Below are 20,390 nucleotides of genomic sequence, written 5' to 3'. Positions count from 1 at the left end.
GGCCGGCCGGGTGAGGTGGGCTACTACGGCGTGATGCTGCTGCGTGCCAGCACGCCGTTGGGGTTGTCCGGTCCGCACGTGTCGGGGTCCAGGACCACGATCTGGAACGCGCCCGGCTTGCCGCCGGGGAGGACGGCCATCACGGCGTCCCGGCCGTCCAGGGTGATCGGGCTGACGCCGAGCGGCTTGGTGCTGACGATGTTCGCGCCCTGGAGGCAGCCCGCCAGCTTGTCCTGGTTCTCCAGCGGACCGTAGTTCTGGGCCTTCAGCACGTCGCCGAACACCGGGCCGAAGTCGTTGCCCTTGACCGCGAGCGGCTGGTGGGTGACCGGGGTGTCCGCCTTCGTGGTGGGCAGCGCCTGCTGGTCGCTGGTCGGCGCGGCCGTGTTGCCCTGCGTCGACACCACCACGACACCGACCGCGACGGCCGCCGCGGCGAGCAGCCCCGCGCCCCAGCCGAGCTGCTTGCGCCGCCTGCGCGCGGTCAGGTCGACCACCGGTGCGAGCGGCCGGGCCTCGGCGGCGAGCGCGGCGTCGATCCGCTCCGCCACGTGGCGCGGCATGGGTATCGGCGGCAGGTTGTGGAGTTCTTCCACGGTCGCGTCGAGCGCCCTCAGCACGGCCTGCGCGTCGGCGTCGTGCGCCACCGCCGCCCGCAGCTCCGCTTCGTCCCGCGGGTCGAGGACACCCGCGTGCAGGTCAGCCAGCAGGTCGACGGACCACGGCGGCCCGGAGCGCCGCACATTGCCGGTCATCGTTCCTCCAACTGACGTCTCTGTTGCACCTGCACATCGTCGACTGGGACGTTCGCATCTGCACTCCGGTTCCGGAGGTGCCCCAGAACTTTGGCGAGCTTCGCGCGTCCCCTGGCGCACCGGGATTTCACGGTGCCCTCCGCGATGCCCAGCAACTGCGCCGTTTCCGCTACCGAGTATCCCTCCACGTCGACCAACACGATCGGGGCACGTTGCTCCTCCGGCAGCTCCGCCAGCGCCGCCTGCACGACCAGCCGCGTCTCCCGCTCCGCCATCGCGTCCCGGGGCGCCACCGGCTCACCCGGACCGGCCTCGGGCAGCGGCACGGTGGGACGCGTTTGCCGCCTGCGCATCCGATCGAGGCACGCGTTCACCACTATTCGGTGCAACCACGTCGTGACCTGCGATTCCGCCCGGAAGCTCCCGGCGGCGCGGAACGCCGAGATGAACGCCTCCTGCAACGCGTCCGCCGCCTCTTCGGGGTCGCGCAACGTGCGCAACGCGACCGCCCACATCCGATCTCGGTGGCGTTTCACCAGCTCCGAGAACGCGTGCGGGTCGCCGGCGGCATGAGCCGCGATGAGGTCTGCGTCCGAGCTGGCTGCGGCGGTCACGGAGAGAGGGTATCGGCACCGCCGGGGTGCACCACGATCACCCGTTCAGCGATGTTCCCGCACCCCGGTCCGCGCGCGGGGGCGTGCGCTCGGGGTCAGGGGGTCCACCCAAGCCCCTTCGCCGAGCGACGGTGCCCGAAGCTCATAACGAGACGATGGTGAACCGAATGAAAACCACCCCACCCGGCTGTAAAGTCACAGGTCAACAAGGGTCTTCCCCGCGCCAGCGGGGGTGGTCCCACCGGCCGCTGGCCGGCCACGTCCCAGGTGTGCGTCTTCCCCGCGCCAGCGGGGGTGGTCCCGTCAGTGGGTTTGTCACGGCGTCGGCTCGGGTGTCTTCCCCGCGCCAGCGGGGGTGGTCCCTCACCGCGGAGTCGTGCAGGTACATCCGCCACGTCTTCCCCGCGCCAGCGGGGTGGTTCGTCGTCTGTCAGTGACCACCTCGGCTACCGGGCGTCTTCCCCGCGCCGGCGGGGGTGGGCCAAGGCCGGCCGGCCTTGGCCCCAGCGGTGAGGGGCTAGAACGGGACGCCGCAGCGCAGCAACACGTTCGCGTACGGGGTCGCCTCACCCGTGCGGATCACCAGGCGGACACCCGCGACCCGCGCCTTGAACTCCTCGTGCGCCACGCGGTCGACCAGCGGCAGACGGGTGGTCAGCGCCGCGGCGCACCGCGGGTTGCGCTCGTCCACCTCGGCGGCGACCAGAGCGCGCTCCACCACCAACTCCGCCAGCACCGCGTCCAGCACCTGGAGAAGCGACGGCACGCCGAACACGAACGCCAGGTCCACCACCGCCGGCCCGGCCGGGATCGGCAGGCCGCAGTCCGCGACCACCAGCTCGTCGGTGTGGCCGAGCCTCGCCAACTCGGCGTTCAGGCCCGCGTGCAGGATGCCCGCCCGCTTCACGGCAGCACCTCCCCCGCGGTCGGGTACGACGGCTGCGCGCCCGCCCTGGTCACGGACGTCGCCGCCACCCGCGCCGCGTACCGCGCCGCCTCGACCAGCGACGACCCGTCGGCCAGCCGGGCCGCGAGGGCACCCGCGAACGCGTCACCGGCGCCCGTCGTGTCCACCGGCGACACCTCCGGCGCGGTCACCTCGACCACGCCGGACGCCGTCACCACGGCCGCACCGCGAGCACCGAGCGTGACCACCACCGACCGCGGCCCCAGATCAAGCAGTCCCTCGAACGTGTCGGCCAACTGGGACGCCTCGTGCTCGTTCACGATCAACGGGTCGAGCAGCGCGAGCGTCGCCGCCGGCACGTCCGCCACGGGCGACAGGTTCAGCACCGGCCGCGCCCCGCGCCCGGCCGCCGTCCTGATCCCGTGCACGACCGTCTCCAGCGGCACCTCCAGGGAGCACACCAGGACCGTGACGCCGTCCCACGACAAGGCATCCACGTCCGCCGGCGACACGTCGGCGTTGGCACCGGGCGCGACCACGATGGAGTTCTCGCCGTCCGGGGTCACCGTGATGTAGGCGATGCCGGTCGGCCGGTCCGACGTGCGCACCAGGTCGGTGCGCACCCCGGACTCCGCCAGCGACTCGCGCAGCAGCCGCCCGTACTGGTCCGGGCCGACCGCGCCGACCAGCGCGACATCGCACCCGAGCCGCCCGGCGGCGGCGGCCGTGTTGGCGCCCTTGCCGCCGGGCATCACGACCGTGTCGCCGCCCAGCACCGTCTCGCCGCCGCCGGGGCGGCGGGGCACCGCCACGACGAGGTCCGCGTTGGCCGAGCCCAGCACCAGTACCGTCACTTCTTGAACTCTGCCAGGTTCTTCTTGGTCACGACCTTCACCTCGACGTCGACCACGCCCTGCACGACCTCCTTCTTGGCCGCCTTCACCGCCTGCTCCACCGCCTTGCGGCCGAGCACGTCGGGCTGCTGCGCGATGGTCGCGGCCATGACGCCGTCCTCGATCGCCTGGAGGCCGTCCGGCGTGCCGTCGAACCCGACGACCTGCACGTCCTTGCCCGCGCGGTCACCGAGCGCCTTGATCGCGCCCAGCGCCATCTCGTCGTTGTCGGCGAAGACGCCCTTGATGTTCGGGTTGGCCTGCAACAGGTTCGTCATGACGTCCAGGCCCTTGGCGCGGTTGAAGTCCGCGGGCTGGCTGGCGACGACCTTGATGCCGCCCGAGTTCAGGCCCTCCTCGAAACCACGACCGCGGTCGCGGGCCGCCGACGCGCCCGGGATGCCCTGGAGGTGCACGACGTCGCCGCTGACCGCGCGGCCCAGCTCGATGGCGGCGAGCGTGCCGCCCTGCACGTTGTCCGACGCGACCTCGGACGCCACCTTGCCCTCGTCCACCGAGCGGTCCACCGCGACCAGCGGGATGGACGCGTTCTCGGCGGCCTTCGCGGCGGGCGACGCCTGCTTGGAGTCGACCGGGTTGATGATGATCGCGCCGACGCCCTGGGTGGTGAACGTCTGGACCTGGTTGACCTGGTTGGTCGCGTCGTTCTGCGCGTCCGCCACGGTCAGCTTCACGCCCAGCTCGGCGGCGGCCTTCTCGGCGCCCTCCTTCAGGGCCACGAAGTAGGGGTTGTCGAGGGTGGAGATGGCCAGGCCGATGGTGATGTCGCCACCACCGCCCCCGGTCGTCGTCGTCCCCGAACCGCACGCGGTCAGCGCGAGCGCGAGCGCGGACAACGCGGCGACACCGCGGAGCTTCATCTTCCTGATTCCTTTCATCGGGTACGGCGGCGAAGGGTGTCGAGCAGCACGGCCAGCGCGATCACCGCGCCGATGACGACCTGCTGCCAGAACGGGGACACCTGCAACTGGTTGAGGCCGTTGCGGAGGACGGCCAGGACGAGCGCGCCGACCAGCGTCCCGGTGGCGCGGCCGACACCCCCGGACAACGAAGCGCCGCCGATGACCACGGCGGCGATGGCGTCGAGTTCGTAGCCCACGGCGGCCTGCGGACCCGCCGACGACAGCCGCCCGGCGAGCAACATGCCCGCGACGGCCGCGAACAGGCCGGACAACGCGTAGACGACGAGCTTCTGCCGCTTGGTGTCGATGCCGGAGAGGCGAGCCGCCTCCTCGTTGCCGCCGATCGCGTACATGGCGCGGCCGGAGTACGTGCGGGACAGCACGAAACCCGTGATGCCGAAGAAGAGCAGCATCACCAGCAACGGCACCGGCAGGAACGGCGTGAGGTTCGAGCCCAGGAAGCTCACCACGTCCGGCGTGGTGAGCGGGCTGCCCTGGGACACCACGAGGGTCAGGCCGCGCGCCACGCTCAGCATCGCCAGCGTCGCGATGAACGCGGGCAGCTTCCCGTACGCCACCAGCGTTCCGTTGACCAGGCCCGCGACCACGCCGGTCAGCAGGCCGAGCAGCAACGCCACCGGACCGGGCAGGCCGGCCTCGGCGGACGACCACGCGCCGACCATCGCGGACAACGCGGCCACGCTGCCCACCGACAGGTCGATGCCGCCGGACACGATGACGTAGGTCGACCCGAACGCGAGCACCGCGACCACGGCCGCCTGCACGCCGACGTTGAGCAGGTTCTGCGTGCTGAGGAACGACGGCGCGAGCACCGACAACGCCACCACCAGCAGCAGCAGGCCCGCGAGCGCGCCGTTGTCCGCCAGCGCGCGGCGGGCGAACGCCGTGCGACCGTCCACAGTGGAACTCATGCCGGGAACTCCTGAACTGCCAACGCCATCACCCTGTCCTGGGTCGTGCCGGCGGGCAGCTCGCCCGCGACCCGGCCCTGCGCCATCACGACGATCCGGTCGCTCATCCCGATCACCTCGGGCAGGTCGGACGACACCAGCACCACGGCGCGCCCGGCCGCCGTCATCCGGTTGACCAGCTCGTAGATCTCCACCTTCGCGCCCACGTCCACGCCACGCGTCGGCTCGTCCAGCACCAGCACCCGCGGGTCGGCGAGCAACCACTTGCCGATGACCACCTTCTGCTGGTTGCCGCCGGACAGCTCGCGCACCGACTGGCCGAGACCGGAGGTCTTGACCCGCAACGCGTCCGCCACCTCGCGTGCCCGCGTGCGCTGCCCGACGCGGTCCACGAGGCCCGCGCGGGCCGTCGAGCGGAGCGTGACCAGGCCGAGGTTGTCGCCGACGGTGGAGGTGAGCACCAGGCCCTGCGCCTTGCGGTCCTCGGGGACCAGGCCGAGGCCCGCGCGCATCGCGGCACGCACGTCGTGACCGGGCAGCACCCGGCCGGCGACCTTCACCCGGCCGGCGTCGTAGCGGTCGACGCCGAACGCGGCACGCACCACCTCGGTGCGGCCCGCGCCGACCAGGCCCGCGATGCCGACCACCTCGCCCGCCCGCACCCGGAACGACACGTCCTGGAACGCGCCCGCGCGGGTCAGGCCCTCGACCTCGAACAACACCTCGCCGGGTGTGCCGCGCCGACGCGGGTACCGCTCGGCGATGGCGCGGCCCACCATCAGCTCGATCATCCGGTCCACGGACGCGCCACGCGGCAGGACGCCGACGCTGCGGCCGTCACGCAGGACCGTGATGCGGTCGGCGATGCGGCGGATCTCGTCCAGGTGGTGGGTGATGAACACCAGGCCGACGCCCCGGTCGCGCAGCTCGGCCATGATCTCGAGCAGCCGGTCCGTCTCGGTGTCGGTGAGCACGGCGGTCGGCTCGTCCAGGACGAGGACCTGCGCGTCCAGGTCGAGCGCGCGGGCGATCTCGACCATCTGCTGCTGCGCGATGCCCAGCCCGCCGACCGGCGTGGCCGGGTCCAGGCGCAGGCCGACGCGGTCCAGGAGGCGTTGGGCGTCATGTCGCATTCGCGCTTTGTCGACAAATCCGAAGCGACGGGGCGGGCGGCCGAGGAACAGGTTCTCCGCGACCGAGAGGTTCGGCACCAGCGCCAGCTCCTGGTGGATCACGGCGAGCCGGGTGCCCGGTGCGCGCTCGACCCGGCCGTCGTCCGGGCTGTGCACGCCGGCCAGGACCTTCACCAGCGTCGACTTGCCCGCGCCGTTCTCGCCGAGCAGGACGTGCACCTCGCCGGGCCGCACGTCGAAGTCGACGCCGTCCAGCGCCCGCACGCCGGCGAAGCTCTTGGTGATGCCGCGTGCCTCAAGCAGCACCGGTCGCCTCCCCGCACGAGCCGCGCACCACGAGGCGCGCGGTGAGCCGCACGTCGTCCGGCTGCTCACCCGCGATGAGCGCGAGCAGGCTGCGCGCCGCGGCCCGGCCCATCTCGACGGTCGGCTGCGCGACCACCGTGATCGGCGGGTCGAGCAGCGGGAACCACGGCTGGTCGTCGTAGACGGCCAAGCCCACGTCGGCGGGCACCTTCAGGTTGCGGCGGCGCAGTTCCTCCAGCGCGCCCAGGCCCATCAGGTTGTCCATCGCCACCAGCGCCGTCGGCCGGTCCGGCAGGTCCAGCAGCGCCGCCGCCGCGCGCACGCCGCTGTCCCGGCGGAAGTCGCCGTGCACGACCTCCAGCTCCAGCCCGCCGCGGGCGAACTGCTCCAGGCGCTCGCGACCGGTGCTGGTGTCGGCCGGCCCCGCGATCACGCCGACCCGGCGGTGGCCCGCGGCGGTGAGCGCGGCGGCGAGGTCGGCCAGGGCCTGCGCGCCGTCCGCGCGGACCACCGGGCAGGTCGCGCCGGCCACCGTGCGGTCGAGCAGGACCAGCGGGATGTGCTTGTCCTCCACCTCGGCGATCCAGGTCGGGTCGTCGGTGGCGGGGCAGACGAGGAGGCCGTCGACGCGGCGGTCGAGGAGGTTGCGGACGTAGGTCGCCTGCTGCTCGGCGGACTCGTCGGCGTTCGCGACGATCACGCAGAAGCCGTGCGCGCGGGCCTCCTCCTCGACGGCGCGGGCGATCTCGGCGAAGAACGGGTTGACCAGGTCGCTGATCACCAGGCCGAGGGTCGTGGTCGAGGTGGTGCGGAGGGAGCGGGCGAGGGCGTTCGGGCGGTAACCCAGCTCTTCGACGGCGGCGAGGACGCGGGTCCGGGTCTCCTCGGTGGGGGCGGCGTGGCCGTTGAGGACGCGGGAGACGGTCGCGGTCGAGACGCCGGCGTGCTGCGCGACGTCCTTGATCGTGGTCACGCTGCGCACCTCCTCGGTCACGTGGTAACGATTACAGGGCTAAGTTAATCGGTTACACGTAGGGCGCTGTCAAGTGTCTCGATTCAGCTCGTGACCTGTTCGGTACGCGGTATTGAGTAGAGGTACGGATACGGATACGGCACCGATCGGGTGAATCTGGTGCCATGACTGGACCGGACCCCCTGATACGGCTGGCGGACGAGCTGGGCCACCTCGGTCGACGACTGGAGGCGGTCGGGCTGGAGCTGAAGCACGTGGCGGCGCCGACCGCGCTGCTGGAACCCGGCCCCGCGCGCCCGACCGGTGCGGAGGGCGAGCCGACCGCAGCCGAGCCGCCCGCCGCCGCTGAACAGGGCGCCGCCGAGCCGACCCCGGCCGCTGCCGGACAGGGTGCCGCCGAGCCGGCCGCCGCTGCCGGACAGGCCGCCGCCGAGCCGGCCGCCGCCGAGCCGACTCCCGCCGAGCCGACCCCCGCCCGCGCCGAGGGTCCGGCCGAGCCGAGCGGTGCGGCCGGTCTCCCGGACAGCGGTGCGGTGCGAACCGGTGCGGCCGAGGTCGCGGGCGGGCAGGCGGGTGCCGGGCGACCCGGTGGCGGCGCGGCTCCGGCCGGTGCCGGGCACGTCGCTCGTCCCGCGACACCGTTCTCGGCCTGGTCGGCACCCGGACCGTGGGCGGGGCAGCCGGGCGGGTGGCCGCCCCGGCCGTCGACACCGCCACCGCCCCCGCCGCCGTACGCCCCGTACGCGCCGCAGCAGGCGCGGCCCACCCTCATCGACCGGCTCGGCAAGCCGGGCGCGGGCAGTCGGCTGCTGGCCTGGGTCGGCGGCGCGGTGACCCTCCTCGGCGTCGTCATGCTGCTGGTCCTCGCCGTCCAGCGCGGTTACCTCGGCCCGGTGCCCCGCGTGGTCGGCGGCGCGGTGCTGGGCGCGGTCCTGGTGGGTGTCGCGTTGCGGCTGCACCGCGGCGAGCACACCCGGGTCGGGGCGTTCGCCGTCGCCGCCACCGGGTTCGCCGTGCTCTACCTGGACGTCGTCGCCGCCACCTCGATCTACCGCTACCTGCCGGAGGGCGCGGGCCTGGCGCTCGGCCTGGCGGTCGCGGTCGGCGGGCTCGTGCTCGCGATGCGCTGGGACTCGGCCGCCTTCGCGGTGGGTGTCGTCGGCGCGTGCGCGGTGTGCGCGCCGATCCTCACCCACGGCTTCCCGCCCCTGCTGGTGGCCTTCCTGCTGGTCCTGAAGATCGCCGCGAGCCCCGTCCAACTGCGGCGGGCGTGGCCTTCGCTCGCCGTCACGGCCGGGGTGCCGCCGCTGCTCGCCGCGGTGGTGTCGATCGGGCAGACCGACGACCCGCGGGTGCTCGCCGGCATGGCGCTGCTCGCGGCGGTGGTCGGGGTGGCGGCGGCGGTGGCGACCGCGTGGCGGCGACCCGGTGACGCGGTGGCGCTGGGCCTCGCGGTCGGGTCGCCGATGCCGGCGCTGCTGACCACCACCGTCCTGGACCGGCCGTGGGCGGCGGGGCTGGCGGGCGCCGTCGCGTTCGTCATGCTGCTGCTGTGGGCGGTCGGGCTGCGGACGCTGCCGAAGGCGTTCACGGCCGGTGTCGGCGGCGTGGGGCTGCTCGCCCTGCTGCTCACCACGGCCATCGCCCTGGACGGCAGCGCGCGTGCCGCCGCGGTGCTGGGCGAGGCGCTGGTGCTCGCGTTCCTGGCCAGGCAGCTCGGGTCGCGGAGCACGCTGGCCGGCTCGGCGGTGTTCGGCGTCATCGGGCTGGGGATGGCGTTGGTCGACGCGGTGCCGCCGGGCCTGCTGCTCGCGCCGCCACGCCGCCCGGTCGCCGAGGGCGCCCTGGTCACCGGTGCGGTCACCGCGCTGGCCCTGCTGGTGCTCGCGGTCTTCCTGCCGTGGGCGGCTGTCCACCTCGGTGTCCTCCGGCGGCACCCGCTGCCGTGGGTCGTGGTCGGCCTGGTCGCGTTGTACGCGGCGGCCGGGGTGGTGTTGTGCTCGGCGTTGCTGGTGTCGCAGAGCGTGACCGGGTTCGTCTTCGGTCACTCGGTCGTGACGGTTTCCTGGACGGTCGCGGCGCTGGTGCTGCTGGTCCGGGGCATCGACACCCGGTCACTGCGCGTCGCCGGGTTGGTGCTGGTCGGCGCGGCGGTGGCGAAGCTGGTGCTGTTCGACCTGTCCCGCTTGGACGGCATCGCGCGGGTCCTCGCGTTCATCGGCGCGGGTCTCGTCCTCCTTACGGCGGGCACGCGCTACGCCAAGCTGGTGGCAACCCGACGAATTTCGGCCAATTCGTAGCTGTCGGGATCCAAAACGCCCTTCGTTGCGTCAACCTGGTGGTAGTTCTACGTCGTCGGGGCTCAGACCACCGGTGCAGCGCACCGGCAGGGGTCCGGCGTCGGTCGTTTCGCCCCCCGAGCGACCGGCGCCGGGCGCACACCACCGACTGTCACCCGGACCGGCGAAAGTGCTGGCCACCCGGCCGTACCGGGTGTTGCCATTCGGGCATGTCGACCCGACGGGCAGCCCTCGCCGCGGCGGCGCTGGTCGTCTGCGTGATGATCGCCGCGGCGGCACCCGTCCCGACCGTGACGGCGTCCGAAACCGGGGTGCACCGCGCCTACGTGTTCACCCGCAGCGGGCAGGTCCAGGTCATCGACACCCGTGACGGCCGTGTGGTGACCCGGGACGACACGGGCGCGTGGACGACCGGAGCGGCCGTGTCGGCGGACGGCCGACGCGTTTACGTGGTCAACGGCTGGGCGGGCCTCGTCACGGCGGTCGAGCCGGGTGCGGGCGTGGTCGGCCGGGTCGACCTCGGCACCCAGCTCGCGCAGGCCGTGTTGCGCCCGGACGGGCGACGCCTCTACGTCACCGGCAGCGGCGTGGTGGCGGTGATCGACCCCGGCCGGTTCCGGCTGGTCGCGGCGATCCGGGTGGGCAGGCAGCCGCAGGGCATCGCGGTCACCCCGGACGGCGCCGAGCTGTACGTGGCCAACGCCCAGGACGGCACGGTGAGCGTGCTGGACACCAGGTCCGCCTCGCCGATCCGCACCGTCGAGGTCGGCGGGCTGCCGCAACGGGTGGCGGTCGCGCCCGACGGCGGCGAGGTCTACGTCAGCTCGCTGCACCTCGGTGAGAAGGCGGGCACGGTGACCGCGATCGACGCGCGCACCGGTGGCGTGCGCTGGTCGGTACCGGTCGGCGACGGCGCGGGCAGCCTCGCCACCACCCCGGACGGCAGGCGGCTCTACGTGGCCCGGGGCCGGTTCGTCACGGTGCTGGACACGGCCACGCGCACCGCCGAACACCTGGAGATCGCCGCGAAGAGCCTGGCCGTCGCGCCCGGCGACCGGCGGGTGTTCCTCGCGACCGGCCGGTCCGTGCGCATCCTGGACAGCGCCGACCACTCGACGCCCACCACGCTCCAGCTCAGCGCCTTGAACGACGACGGCCGCGGCGTCGAAGCCGCGGCCATCGGGTTCGAGCGCCCGGGTTAGACCCGGGCGGGCACCTTCTCGTCCTCCAGGGGCGGCGCTTCCTCGTGGATCGCCATGCGCTCCTGGATGCGCCGCAACGGTCCGGGCGCCCACCACGCGGCGTTGCCGAGCAGCTTCAGCACCGCGGGCACGAGCAGCATCCGCACCACGGTGGCGTCCAGCGCGAGCGCGAGGATCATGCCGACGCCGACGAACCGCATCATCGTGATCTGCGAGAACGCGAACGCGCCGGTCACCACGATCAGCAGCAGCGCCGCGGCGGTGATCACGCGCCCGGTCTTGGCCAGCCCGGTGGTCACCGCTTCCTCGGTGGACGCGCCACGCCCCCGCGCCTCCACCATGCGGGACAGCAGGAACACCTCGTAGTCCGTGGACAGGCCGAACACCATGGCCGCCATCAGCACGACGATCCCGGACTCCAGCGGCGCGGGCGTGACGCCGAGCAGCGACGCGCCGTGGCCCTCCTGGAACACCCACACCAGCACGCCGAACGTCGCCGACAGGGACAACGCGCTGACCACGACCGCCTTGACCGGCAGCAGGACCGACCCGAACGCCAGGAACATCAACACGAACGTGGCGCCGATCAACATCAACGCCATCCAGGGCAGCTTGTCCTGGATCGCGTCGAGGCTGTCGGACACGACCGCCGTGCTGCCGCCCACCAGCACCTCGTCACCCGGGCCGGTCAACGCGCGGACGTCCTTCATCGCCTGCTTCGACTCGTCGGACAACGCGTCGTGGTCCAGGCCGGCGTTGAGCAGCCACACGCCGTTCTTCGGCTCGGCCGCGATGCGTGCCTCGCTGACACCGGGCACGTCACCGACGCGGGCCGCGAACGCCGCCACGTCGGCGGGCGCCGGGTCGCCCGTGACGACGACCTTGAGCCCGCCCGCGGCGACGGCGGAGAAGTCGCGGTTGATCGTCTCCACGGCGGTGCGCACGGAGTTGCCCTCGGGCAGCACCTTCTCGTTGACCTCGCCGAACTTCACGCCGAGGAACGGCGCGCCGAGCGCCACCAGCACGGCCACGATCGGCAGCGCGAACAGCACCGGCCGCTTCATGACCTTCGCGGCGAGCCGCCGCCAGCCCCGCTCGGACGGCTCCTTCTTGCGCCACGGCACGGCCAGCTTGTCGACGCGGTGGCCGAGGACGGCGAGCAGCGCGGGCAGCAGGGTGAGCGACACGAGGGCGGCGATGGCGACCGCCGACATGCCGCCGTAGCTGAGCGACTTGAGGAACCCGTGCGGGAACAGCAGCAGGCCGGACAACGCGATGACCAGCAGCGTGGCCGAGAACAACACGGTGCGGCCGGCGGACATCACGGTCCGCTGCACGGCCTGCGGCGTGCTGCGCCCGGCGGCGAGTTCTTCGCGGAACCGGCCGACCATGAACAGGCCGTAGTCGATCGCCATGCCGAGGCCGAGCAGGCTGGCGACGTTGACCGCGAACGAGTTGACCTCGGTGCCGAGCGAGACGGCGTGCAGCACGCCGAGCGAGCCCATGATCGCGAGACCGCCGACGGCGACCGGCAGCGAGGCCGCGACCAGGCCGCCGAAGATGATCACCAGCAGGACCAGCACGATCGGCAGCGACACCGCCTCCGCCTTGGTCAGGTCGGACGACGACATGTCGTTGATGGCCTTCTGCGTCGGCACGAGGCCGCCGACGAGTTCGTCGACGCCGTCGACGTGGAGCTGCCCGGCGATCTGCTCGAACTGCTTGACGTGCGCGTTGGAGTCATCACCGCGCAGCGTGATCGCGACCAGCGACTTGCCCGCCTCGGGCGAGGGGAACGGCGGCGCGACCTGGAGCACGGCGTCGGACGGCAGCTTCGCGAGGTGGTCGCTGATCGCGCCGAGCCGTGCCGGGTCGACGGTGTCGTAGACCACGACCACGTCGCCGCCCTGCCGGCCGAACGCGTCCTGCGCGACCTGGTTGGCGCGGGCCGACTCACTGGCCGGCGCGTCGTAGCCGCCCTGGCTGAGGCGGTCGAACACGCCGAGCCCCCAGACGCCGCCGGCCACCGCCAGCACCACCGTTGCGATCAACACCACCCACCGGCGGTGGTACGCCAGCGATCCCCACTTCGCGAACACGCGTCCTCCCAGGCCGATGGGTTACGGTGGCGTGGCGTCAACTCTGTGAACACCGTTCACCGATGCCCGAAGGTACGCGTGGTGAACACCGTTTACAACCCGATGGGGTGACATATGACCGAGGCCACCCGACGAGAACGACTACGCGCGGAGACCGACCGCGAGATCCGCCGCCAAGCGCGCGCGCTGCTGGTGGAGCACGGCCGGGACGCCGTCACGCTCCGTGCCATCGCGCGCGAACTCGGCATCACCGCGCCCGCCCTCTACCGCTACTACGACTCGCGCGAGGACCTGCTGCACCACCTCGCCGACGACATCTGCACCGACCTCGCGGTGGAGCTGAACGCCGGCCTGGTCGACATCCCGCCCGACGACGTCACCGCGCAGGTCTACGCCGTGTGCCGCGGCTTCCGGCGGTGGGCGCTCGCGCACCCGCAGGAGTTCGCCCTGGTGTTCGCGTCCACGGAGACGACGCTCGGCACGTGCGGGCCGGACGGCCGCAGCCAGGTCGGCGACCAGTTCGGCCGGGTGTTCCTGGAGGTCGCGGGCAAGCTGATCGCGAGCCACCCCATGCCGCACGACCGCGGCGACCGGGTGCCCGCCGAGCTGCACGCCGACCTGGAGGTGTTCCAGCAGGTCCTGGTGGACACGGTGAACCAGCGCGGCGTGGCGGTCGACACCGGCGTGCTCGACCTGTACGCCGTCTACCACATCACGCAGTCGTGGGTCCGCATCTACGGCCACGTGGCCCTTGAGGTGTTCGGGCGGTTCCCGTTCGCGGTCGCCAACCCGGAGCCGATGTACGACTCGATGCTCGCCGAGATACTGGGCGAGATGGGTTTCCCCACCCCGCCGCCCTGACCGGGCCGCCGCGGCGGCCCGGCCGGTTCACAGCACCACGTTGACCAGGCGGCCCGGCACGACGATGACCTTGCGCGGCTCGCCGCCGTTGAGCAGCTCCACCACCTTCTCGTCGGCCAGCGCCACCGCGCGCACCTCGTCCGGCGACGCGGACGCCGCCACCGCGACCCGGGCCTTCACCTTGCCGTTGACCTGGATTGGGTACTCCACCACGTCCTCGACCAGGTACCGCTCGTCGGCGGCCGGGAACGGGCCGTGCGCCAGCGACTCCGCGTGACCCAGCTTCGCCCACAGCTCCTCGGCCACGTGCGGGCACAGCGGGGCCAGCAGCAGCACCAGCGGCTCGGCCAACGCGCGTGGCGCGCCACCCGGGTGGTGCTTGGTGACGAAGTTGTTCAGCTCGATCAGCTTCGCGCCCGCCGTGTTGTAACGCAGGTGGGCGAAGTCGTCACGCACCCCGGCGATCGTCTTGTGCAGCAGGCGCAGCGCGTCCTCGCCCGGCGTCTCGTCGGTCACGCGCAGCGCGCCCGTCTCCTCGTCGACCAGGTTGCGCCACAGGCGCTGCAAGAACCGCTGCGCGCCCACGACGTCCTTCGTCGCCCACGGCCGCGACACGTCCATGGGGCCCATGGACATCTCGTACAGGCGGAACGTGTCCGCGCCGTACCGGGCGCACATCTCGTCCGGCGTGACGACGTTCTTCAGGCTCTTGCCCATCTTCCCGTACTCGCGCCGGACCTCCGCGCCCTCGAAGAAGAACCGGCCGTCGCGCTCCTCGACCTTCTCGGCCGGCACGTAGGAACCGCGGTCGTCGCGGTACGCGTACGCCTCGATGTAGCCCTGGTTGAACAGCCGGCGGTACGGCTCGTCACCGGACACGTGGCCCAGGTCGAACAACACCTTCTGCCAGAACCGCGCGTACAGCAGGTGCAGCACCGCGTGCTCCACGCCGCCGATGTACAGGTCCACGCCACCGGGGTCCTGCGGGCCGTGCTCGGTGGTGCGCGGGCCCAGCCAGTAGCGCTCGTTCTCGGCGTTGACGAACCGCTCGGTCTCCGTCGGGTCCACGTACCGGAGCTGGTACCAGCAGGAACCCGCCCAGTTGGGCATGGTGTTGGTCTCGCGCCGGTACTTCTTCGGCCCGTCGCCCAGGTCCAGCTCGACCTCCACCCAGTCGGCGGCGCGGGACAGCGGCGGCGACGGCTCGGAGTTCGCGTCGTCCGGGTCGAACGTGCGGGGCGAGTAGTCGTCGACGTCGGGCAGCTCGATCGGCAGCATCGACTCCGGCACCGGGACCGGCGTGCCCTCCTCGTCGTACACCACGGGGAACGGCTCGCCCCAGTACCGCTGGCGGGAGAACAGCCAGTCGCGCAGCTTGAACTGCACGGTGCCCTCGCCGTGGCCGTGCTCCTCCAGCCAAGCGGTGATGGTCTTCTTGGCCTCGGCCACGTCCAGGCCGTCCAGGAAACCGGAGTTGATCGCCGGGCCGGTGCCGGTGTACGCCTCGCCGTCGAAGCCCTCGGCCGGCTGGACGGTCCGGATCACCGGCAGGTCGAACGCCTTGGCGAAGTCCCAGTCCCGCTGGTCCTGACCGGGCACGGCCATGATCGCGCCGGTGCCGTAGCCCATCAGCACGTAGTCGGCGACGTAGACCGGGATCTCCCGGCCGTCGACCGGGTTCACCGCGTGCGCGCCGGTGAAGACGCCGGTCTTCTCCTTGTTCTCCTGCCGGTCCAGCTCGGACTTGCGGGACACCGCGCGGCGGTACTCGGCGATCGCGTCGGCCTGCTCCGGCGTGGTGATCTCGTCCACCAGCGGGTGCTCCGGTGCCAGCACCAGGTACGTCGCGCCGAACAGCGTGTCCGGGCGGGTGGTGAACACCTCGACGGTCGCGGGCTCGGCCGCGCCGGGCCGGGCGCACGCGAACCGGACCCGCGCGCCGTGCGAGCGGCCGATCCAGTTGCGCTGCATCGCCTTGACCTTCTCCGGCCAGTCCAGCCGGTCCAGGTCGTCGATCAGGCGGTCGGCGTAGGCGGTGATCCGCATCATCCACTGGCGCAGCGAGCGGCGGAACACCGGGAAGTCGCCGCGCTCGCTGCGGCCGTCCGGCGTGACCTCCTCGTTGGCCAGCACGGTGCCCAGGCCGGGGCACCAGTTCACCGGCGCCTCGGACAGGTAGGCCAGGCGGTAGCCGCCCAGCACCTTCTCCCGCTCGGCGCGGCCCAGCGCGGACCACGGCCGGCCGTCCGGCGTGGCACGCGTGCCCGCGGCGAACTCGGCCTCCAGCTCGGCGATCGGCCGGGCCTTGCCCGCCGCCTCGTCGAACCAGGAGTTGAAGATCTGGAGGAAGATCCACTGGGTCCACTTGTAGTAGCCCGGGTCGATCGTGGAGATCCGGCGGCGCTCGTCGTGGCCCAGGCCCACCCGGCGGATCTGCCGCAGGTAGGTCCTGATGTTGTCCTCGGTGGTCTCGCGCGGGTGCCTGCCGGTCTGCACGGCGTACTGCTCGGCGGGCAGGCCGAACGCGTCGAAACCCATGGTGTGCAGCACGTTGCGGCCGGTCATCCGGTGGAACCGGGCGAACACGTCGGTGCCGATGAACCCCAGCGGGTGCCCGACGTGCAGGCCCGCGCCGGACGGGTACGGGAACATGTCCTGCACGAACAGCTTGTCCGCGGGCACGTCGCCCTTGAGCGGGCCGACCGGGTTGGGCGCGTGGAAGGTGCCGCGCTCCTCCCACTCCCGCTGCCACCGCTCCTCGATCTCGGTCGCCAGCTCGGCGGTGTAGCGGAAGGCGGGCATTTCGGCCGCGTCGGTGCTCATCTCGGGTCTTCCCTTCGGTTGCCGGCCCCTGACATGACGAAACCCCCCAGCCCAGATGGGCATGAGGGGTTGCCGCGCCGACCCTGCGTACGGGTCCGCGCGGCTAGCTAAGGAGCAGGCGGGCCGTGCTCATGTCGTCAACGGTATCAGCGGACCGCAAGCGCGATGAACCGGGTGAACTCCTCGGCGGCGAAGTTGTCGTCGCTGACCAGGACCAGGGTGCGCTCGCCGGACGGCAGGCGCGGACCCCACACCAGGCCCTCCACGTTGTCGATCACCGGCAGCGGCAGGTCGTGCAGGTCGGCGACCAGGCGCTTGCGGACCGGGCGGACGCCGTCGCCGTCGGTGGCCAGGCTGCGCACGTGCTTGATGTCGGACGCGCCGAGCACGTCGATCTCGTACACGCGGACCTTGTAGTTCCAGCCGGGCACCCAGCTGCGCTCCACGGCCAGGTAGCGGCCGGGGTGCCGCGGGTCGGCGAGGATCGCGGACACCCCGGTGTCCGGGCCCCACGGGTCGGGCTTGGGCTCGGCGAACAGCGGTTCCAGCGGGTAGGCGTACTGGGCGAGCACGTGGCCGAACCTGGTCTGCACGGTGATCCGGGCGAGCGAGCCCTCGTCGACCGTGGACTCCTCGCCGTCCTCCAGCAGCGGGCCCTCGACCACGCTGGTCAGCAGCGTGCCGGCCGCGTCGAAGGTGATGGCCTCCAGGGCGAGGTTGCCGCGCGGGCCGGCGTCCGGGGTGATCGCGTAGTTCGCGGGCAGCGGCAGGGTGGACCGGTGCGCGCCGGCGCGGGTGGAGCGCTCGATCGACGGCTGGACGGGCGTGGCGGCGCGGTTGCCCTCCTGCGACCACCACAGGTCGCCCGAGAGCGGGTCGATCCGCACCTCCTCCGGGTCGACGGAGTTCGGCGGGTAGGTGGTGCCGTCGGCGCGGCGGAGTGCCTTGGTGCCGGTGATCCGGGGGTCGTGGACGCCGTCGGCGTCGACGTCGACGCGGGCCGCGTAGACCCGGGCCGGGTTGGTGTTCGACCGGTCGTCGCTGATCAGGACGTACTCGCCGGTCCACGGGTCGCGGTCGACACCGGACAGGCCACCGACGGTGGTGCCCTCGAACTGGAGCTTGTGCGGCAACGTCGCCTGGCCGAGGAAGCGGGCGCGTGCCTGGGTGGCGGACGGCTCGGCCGCCGCGGCGGGTAACGCGGCGGCCGGTGCGATGGTCGCGGCGATCGCGGTGGCGGCGGTGGCCAGCGCGGTCAGCCAAGATCGGGAACTCATGGCACCGAGCCTGCCGGGGTCGGCGGCCGGGCGGTAGTGAACAGTCGGGTGATCCCGTACGGCGGACCTGGTTCGACCTTGATCGAAGGACGCGCCTACCCTCGGGGGCGTGAACATCGTGCTGCTGGTGGTGCTCGTGCTGGTCGGTGTCGCGTTCGGGGCGGTCGGCGTCCTGGGTATGCGCGGCCGGCTGCACCGCAACCGGTTCTTCGGTGTGCGGACCAAGGCCACGCTCCGCGACGACGAGGCGTTCGCGCTGGCCAACCGGATCGCCGCGGCGCCCACCCTGGCGGCGGGCGGTATCGCCCTGGTGGCCGCGGCGGCGATCGCCGTGAACCCCGGCACCGCGGTGCTGGTGGGCGTGCTCGGCCTGGTCGGCGCGTTCGTGATCGCGGCGGCGGGCGGAGTGCTCGGCCACCGCGCGGCCGAGGCCATGCCCGCCCCCGAGCCCGCCGGGTGCGGCGGGTGCGCCTGCGCCGGCGCGTGCGGCGTGCTCCAGCGCGCCTGACCTCAGTCGACGTCCTCCGGCTCCTCGTCGGAGGTGCGGACCCGGTCGGGCAGCGCCGCCGGGTCGCCGCCGGTGGTCACCACCCACCCCTGCTCGGGTCCGCCCTTGACCAGGCAGCTGATCCCGCCGCCCCGGCCGAGCGCCGCGCCGGCGGCCTCCGGTGACGTGTAGACCACCTCGTCCACCGCGTGCAGCTCGTCGACGAGGAACGCCTCGAACGCGGCGCGTGCCCCGGCGTCCCCGGTGCCGTTGGTGATGTAGCACCGCGTGCCGCCGCGGCCGGTGACGAACAGGCCGTTGAAGAAGTTGTGGCTCGCCGCCTTCTCGAACCGCGCGCGGTGCACCACCATGTGCCCCGCGCGGAGGTCGTCCGCCGCCTGGTCCTCCAGCCGGCACCGCAGTTCGAGCGCCGCCAACCACCGGCTGTCCGGTGCCGACGCGCGTTCCCGCGCCCGTGCCAGTTCCGGCTTGCTGTCGTTGACGACGACCCGGCCGCGACCCGCGAACAGCAGGCCCATGTCCAGGTGGAACTTGCCGGGCTGCTCCACGAGCAGCACCTGGTCGTGCGCCAGCCCGAAGTCCTCGGCGATCAGGGCGCGCACCTCGGCGTCGTCCGCCAGCCGGTACACCGCGCGGGTCACCGCGACGGCGTCCCGGCCGACCAGCACCACCGTGCGCCCCGCCGCGTCCTCGCCGGTCACCGCGTTGCCGCCCTCGACGTAGGCACGCAGGTGGCCGGCGGGCCGACCGCGCTCGCGCGCCGCCTCCTCCCACAGCCGGCCGGTGGCGTCACCCGCCGCGACGGCCAGGCCCATGGGCACCCACCGGTCGTCGAACCGCTCGTCGCGGAAGGCGGGCGGCACCAGCCCGGCCCACCGCTCGTGCCGGCCCGCCAGCAGCCCCGACTGGGTCGGGGTCGCGCCCCGGAACAGCTCGTGGTGCACGACGGGCTGCCCGGTCTCCAGGAACTCGACGGAGTCCTGCGTCCAGCGGCTCGGCGCGCCGCTCACCACCACCGGCTCGGCGCCCGCGAGGTCCAGCCGCGCGCCCAGGCCGCGCCACCCGTCGGCGGTGGTCAGGACGCGGACGTGCAGGCCGAGCCGCCGCGCGGTCGCCAGGACGAACCGCACCCGGTCCACCGCCGCGTCGTCACCCCTCGGCGGGTAGTTGACGTGCAGGACGCGGGTGCCGCCGTCGGGCGTCTTCCGGTGCGGCGGCCGGCGATCGGTGTCGACCGGCGGCACGGCCGCGCGCACCGCCCGCTCGACCTCGTCCACCAGGTCGGTGTCGCCGGCCGTGCGCGCGTGGTCGAGCAGGGTGTGCAGGTCGCCGACGCCCCAGGTCGCCAACGGGTGCCGTGCCGCCAGGTGGTCCACCACCCGGCGCGGCGCCGTTCCGCGCCCGAGCAGCGCCAGGCCCGCGCCGGGTGTCGTGACGTCGAGCGGCCGGTCGCCGGCCTCGGGCACGGTGAGGCCGGCGTCGGTGAGGAGGCGTTGGAAGCGCCGGAACCGGCCCAACGGCCAGGGTTGCGGGTGGCGTGCCACGACGTGGTCGGCGACCGAGGTCGCGTCGTGGCGCACCGCCGGGTCGGTGACGTTCGGGCAGAGCAGCACCAGCACGTCCAGGCACTGGTCCAGCGACAGGCCGGCGAGCCGGGCCGCCTTGGCGTCCGGCGCGGCCTCAGTGTCCCACTCGACCCCGTCGCCCCGGTACCGGACGCGCTGCGCCTGGAGCAGCCGCTGCACGGCCCGGTTGCCCGCCGCCGAGCCCAGCGCGAGCAGCGCGGGTGGCGCGGGTGGCGGCACGGGCGACTGGTTGCGCGGTCGGTGCGGCGGGACCCGGTCGGGCGTGGCGTTCAGGTGCACGGCGACCACCTCGGTACCG

General features: G+C 73.2%; 16 protein-coding genes. 4 read left to right on the top strand and 12 right to left on the bottom strand.

Annotation, left to right across the window (positions count from 1 at the left end; all coding sequences use genetic code 11):
* Positions 1-23: 23 nt before the first annotated feature.
* The 8 genes from KZQ38_RS19895 to KZQ38_RS19865 form a co-directional block, all read right to left on the bottom strand.
* A complete protein-coding gene (locus KZQ38_RS19895) occupies positions 24-755 on the bottom strand; it encodes an anti-sigma factor family protein (RefSeq protein ID WP_219443641.1) in 732 nt (243 codons plus the stop codon).
* Positions 752-1,369, bottom strand: a complete 618-nt coding sequence (gene sigM / locus KZQ38_RS19890) for an RNA polymerase sigma factor SigM (protein ID WP_219443640.1) — start codon at positions 1,367-1,369, stop codon at positions 752-754. The genes KZQ38_RS19895 and sigM overlap by 4 nt, the downstream gene beginning before the upstream one ends.
* A gap of 517 nt (positions 1,370-1,886) precedes the next feature.
* Entirely contained in the window at positions 1,887-2,276 is a 390-nt protein-coding gene (gene rbsD / locus KZQ38_RS19885) for a D-ribose pyranase (RefSeq protein WP_219443639.1), read from the bottom strand.
* Entirely contained in the window at positions 2,273-3,130 is an 858-nt protein-coding gene (locus KZQ38_RS19880; RefSeq protein ID WP_219443638.1) for a ribokinase, read from the bottom strand. The genes rbsD and KZQ38_RS19880 overlap by 4 nt, the downstream gene beginning before the upstream one ends.
* Positions 3,127-4,050 carry a substrate-binding domain-containing protein gene (locus KZQ38_RS36335; protein ID WP_257901810.1) on the bottom strand — a complete coding sequence of 308 codons (924 nt, stop codon included), beginning with the start codon at positions 4,048-4,050 and terminating at the stop codon, positions 3,127-3,129. The genes KZQ38_RS19880 and KZQ38_RS36335 overlap by 4 nt, the downstream gene beginning before the upstream one ends.
* A gap of 14 nt (positions 4,051-4,064) precedes the next feature.
* The gene (locus KZQ38_RS36330) at positions 4,065-5,024 is read right to left on the bottom strand and encodes an ABC transporter permease (protein ID WP_257901809.1); all 960 of its coding nucleotides are present in this window, start codon (positions 5,022-5,024) and stop codon (positions 4,065-4,067) included.
* The gene (locus tag KZQ38_RS19870) at positions 5,021-6,463 is read right to left on the bottom strand and encodes a sugar ABC transporter ATP-binding protein (RefSeq protein WP_219443637.1); all 1,443 of its coding nucleotides are present in this window, start codon (positions 6,461-6,463) and stop codon (positions 5,021-5,023) included. The genes KZQ38_RS36330 and KZQ38_RS19870 overlap by 4 nt, the downstream gene beginning before the upstream one ends.
* Positions 6,453-7,457, bottom strand: coding sequence for a LacI family DNA-binding transcriptional regulator (locus KZQ38_RS19865; protein ID WP_308258491.1), 1,005 nt, complete (start codon positions 7,455-7,457; stop codon positions 6,453-6,455). Before KZQ38_RS19865 ends, KZQ38_RS19870 begins: the two co-directional genes overlap by 11 nt.
* A gap of 143 nt (positions 7,458-7,600) precedes the next feature.
* Here KZQ38_RS19865 and KZQ38_RS19860 point away from each other — a divergent pair, with 143 nt between their 5' ends.
* Together KZQ38_RS19860 and KZQ38_RS19855 are read left to right on the top strand one after the other, a co-directional pair.
* Positions 7,601-9,736: a DUF2339 domain-containing protein gene (locus tag KZQ38_RS19860; protein WP_219443636.1), complete on the top strand. Its 2,136-nt coding sequence runs from the start codon at positions 7,601-7,603 to the stop codon at positions 9,734-9,736.
* 209 nt (positions 9,737-9,945) lie between these two features.
* Positions 9,946-10,938 (top strand): YncE family protein, encoded by a 993-nt coding sequence (locus KZQ38_RS19855; RefSeq protein WP_219443635.1) that lies wholly within the window; start codon positions 9,946-9,948, stop codon positions 10,936-10,938.
* Here the strand turns inward: KZQ38_RS19855 and KZQ38_RS19850 are convergent.
* Entirely contained in the window at positions 10,935-13,037 is a 2,103-nt protein-coding gene (locus KZQ38_RS19850; RefSeq protein ID WP_219443634.1) for an MMPL family transporter, read from the bottom strand. The two genes, KZQ38_RS19855 and KZQ38_RS19850, sit on opposite strands and share 4 nt — an antisense overlap.
* 114 nt (positions 13,038-13,151) lie before the next feature.
* Here KZQ38_RS19850 and KZQ38_RS19845 point away from each other — a divergent pair, with 114 nt between their 5' ends.
* Positions 13,152-13,898: a TetR/AcrR family transcriptional regulator gene (locus KZQ38_RS19845; protein WP_219443633.1), complete on the top strand. Its 747-nt coding sequence runs from the start codon at positions 13,152-13,154 to the stop codon at positions 13,896-13,898.
* A gap of 27 nt (positions 13,899-13,925) precedes the next feature.
* Here KZQ38_RS19845 and leuS read toward each other — a convergent pair whose 3' ends face one another.
* Together leuS and KZQ38_RS19835 are read right to left on the bottom strand one after the other, a co-directional pair.
* Positions 13,926-16,721 (bottom strand): leucine--tRNA ligase, encoded by a 2,796-nt coding sequence (gene leuS, locus KZQ38_RS19840; RefSeq protein ID WP_219443632.1) that lies wholly within the window; start codon positions 16,719-16,721, stop codon positions 13,926-13,928.
* Positions 16,722-16,867: 146 nt separating this feature from the next.
* Positions 16,868-17,998 (bottom strand): esterase-like activity of phytase family protein, encoded by a 1,131-nt coding sequence (locus KZQ38_RS19835; protein WP_257901808.1) that lies wholly within the window; start codon positions 17,996-17,998, stop codon positions 16,868-16,870.
* 109 nt (positions 17,999-18,107) lie between these two features.
* Here KZQ38_RS19835 and KZQ38_RS19830 point away from each other — a divergent pair, with 109 nt between their 5' ends.
* Positions 18,108-18,506 (top strand): SdpI family protein, encoded by a 399-nt coding sequence (locus tag KZQ38_RS19830; protein WP_308258490.1) that lies wholly within the window; start codon positions 18,108-18,110, stop codon positions 18,504-18,506.
* 2 nt (positions 18,507-18,508) lie between these two features.
* Here KZQ38_RS19830 and KZQ38_RS19825 read toward each other — a convergent pair whose 3' ends face one another.
* Positions 18,509-20,371, bottom strand: a complete 1,863-nt coding sequence (locus tag KZQ38_RS19825) for a hypothetical protein (protein ID WP_219443630.1) — start codon at positions 20,369-20,371, stop codon at positions 18,509-18,511.
* Positions 20,372-20,390 lie beyond the last annotated feature (19 nt).

The sequence above is a fragment of the Saccharothrix obliqua genome (assembly GCF_019375475.1).
In the GTDB taxonomy this organism is placed as follows: Bacteria; Actinomycetota; Actinomycetes; order Mycobacteriales; family Pseudonocardiaceae; genus Actinosynnema; species Actinosynnema obliqua.
This window is presented reverse-complemented; position numbering and strand designations above follow the sequence as displayed.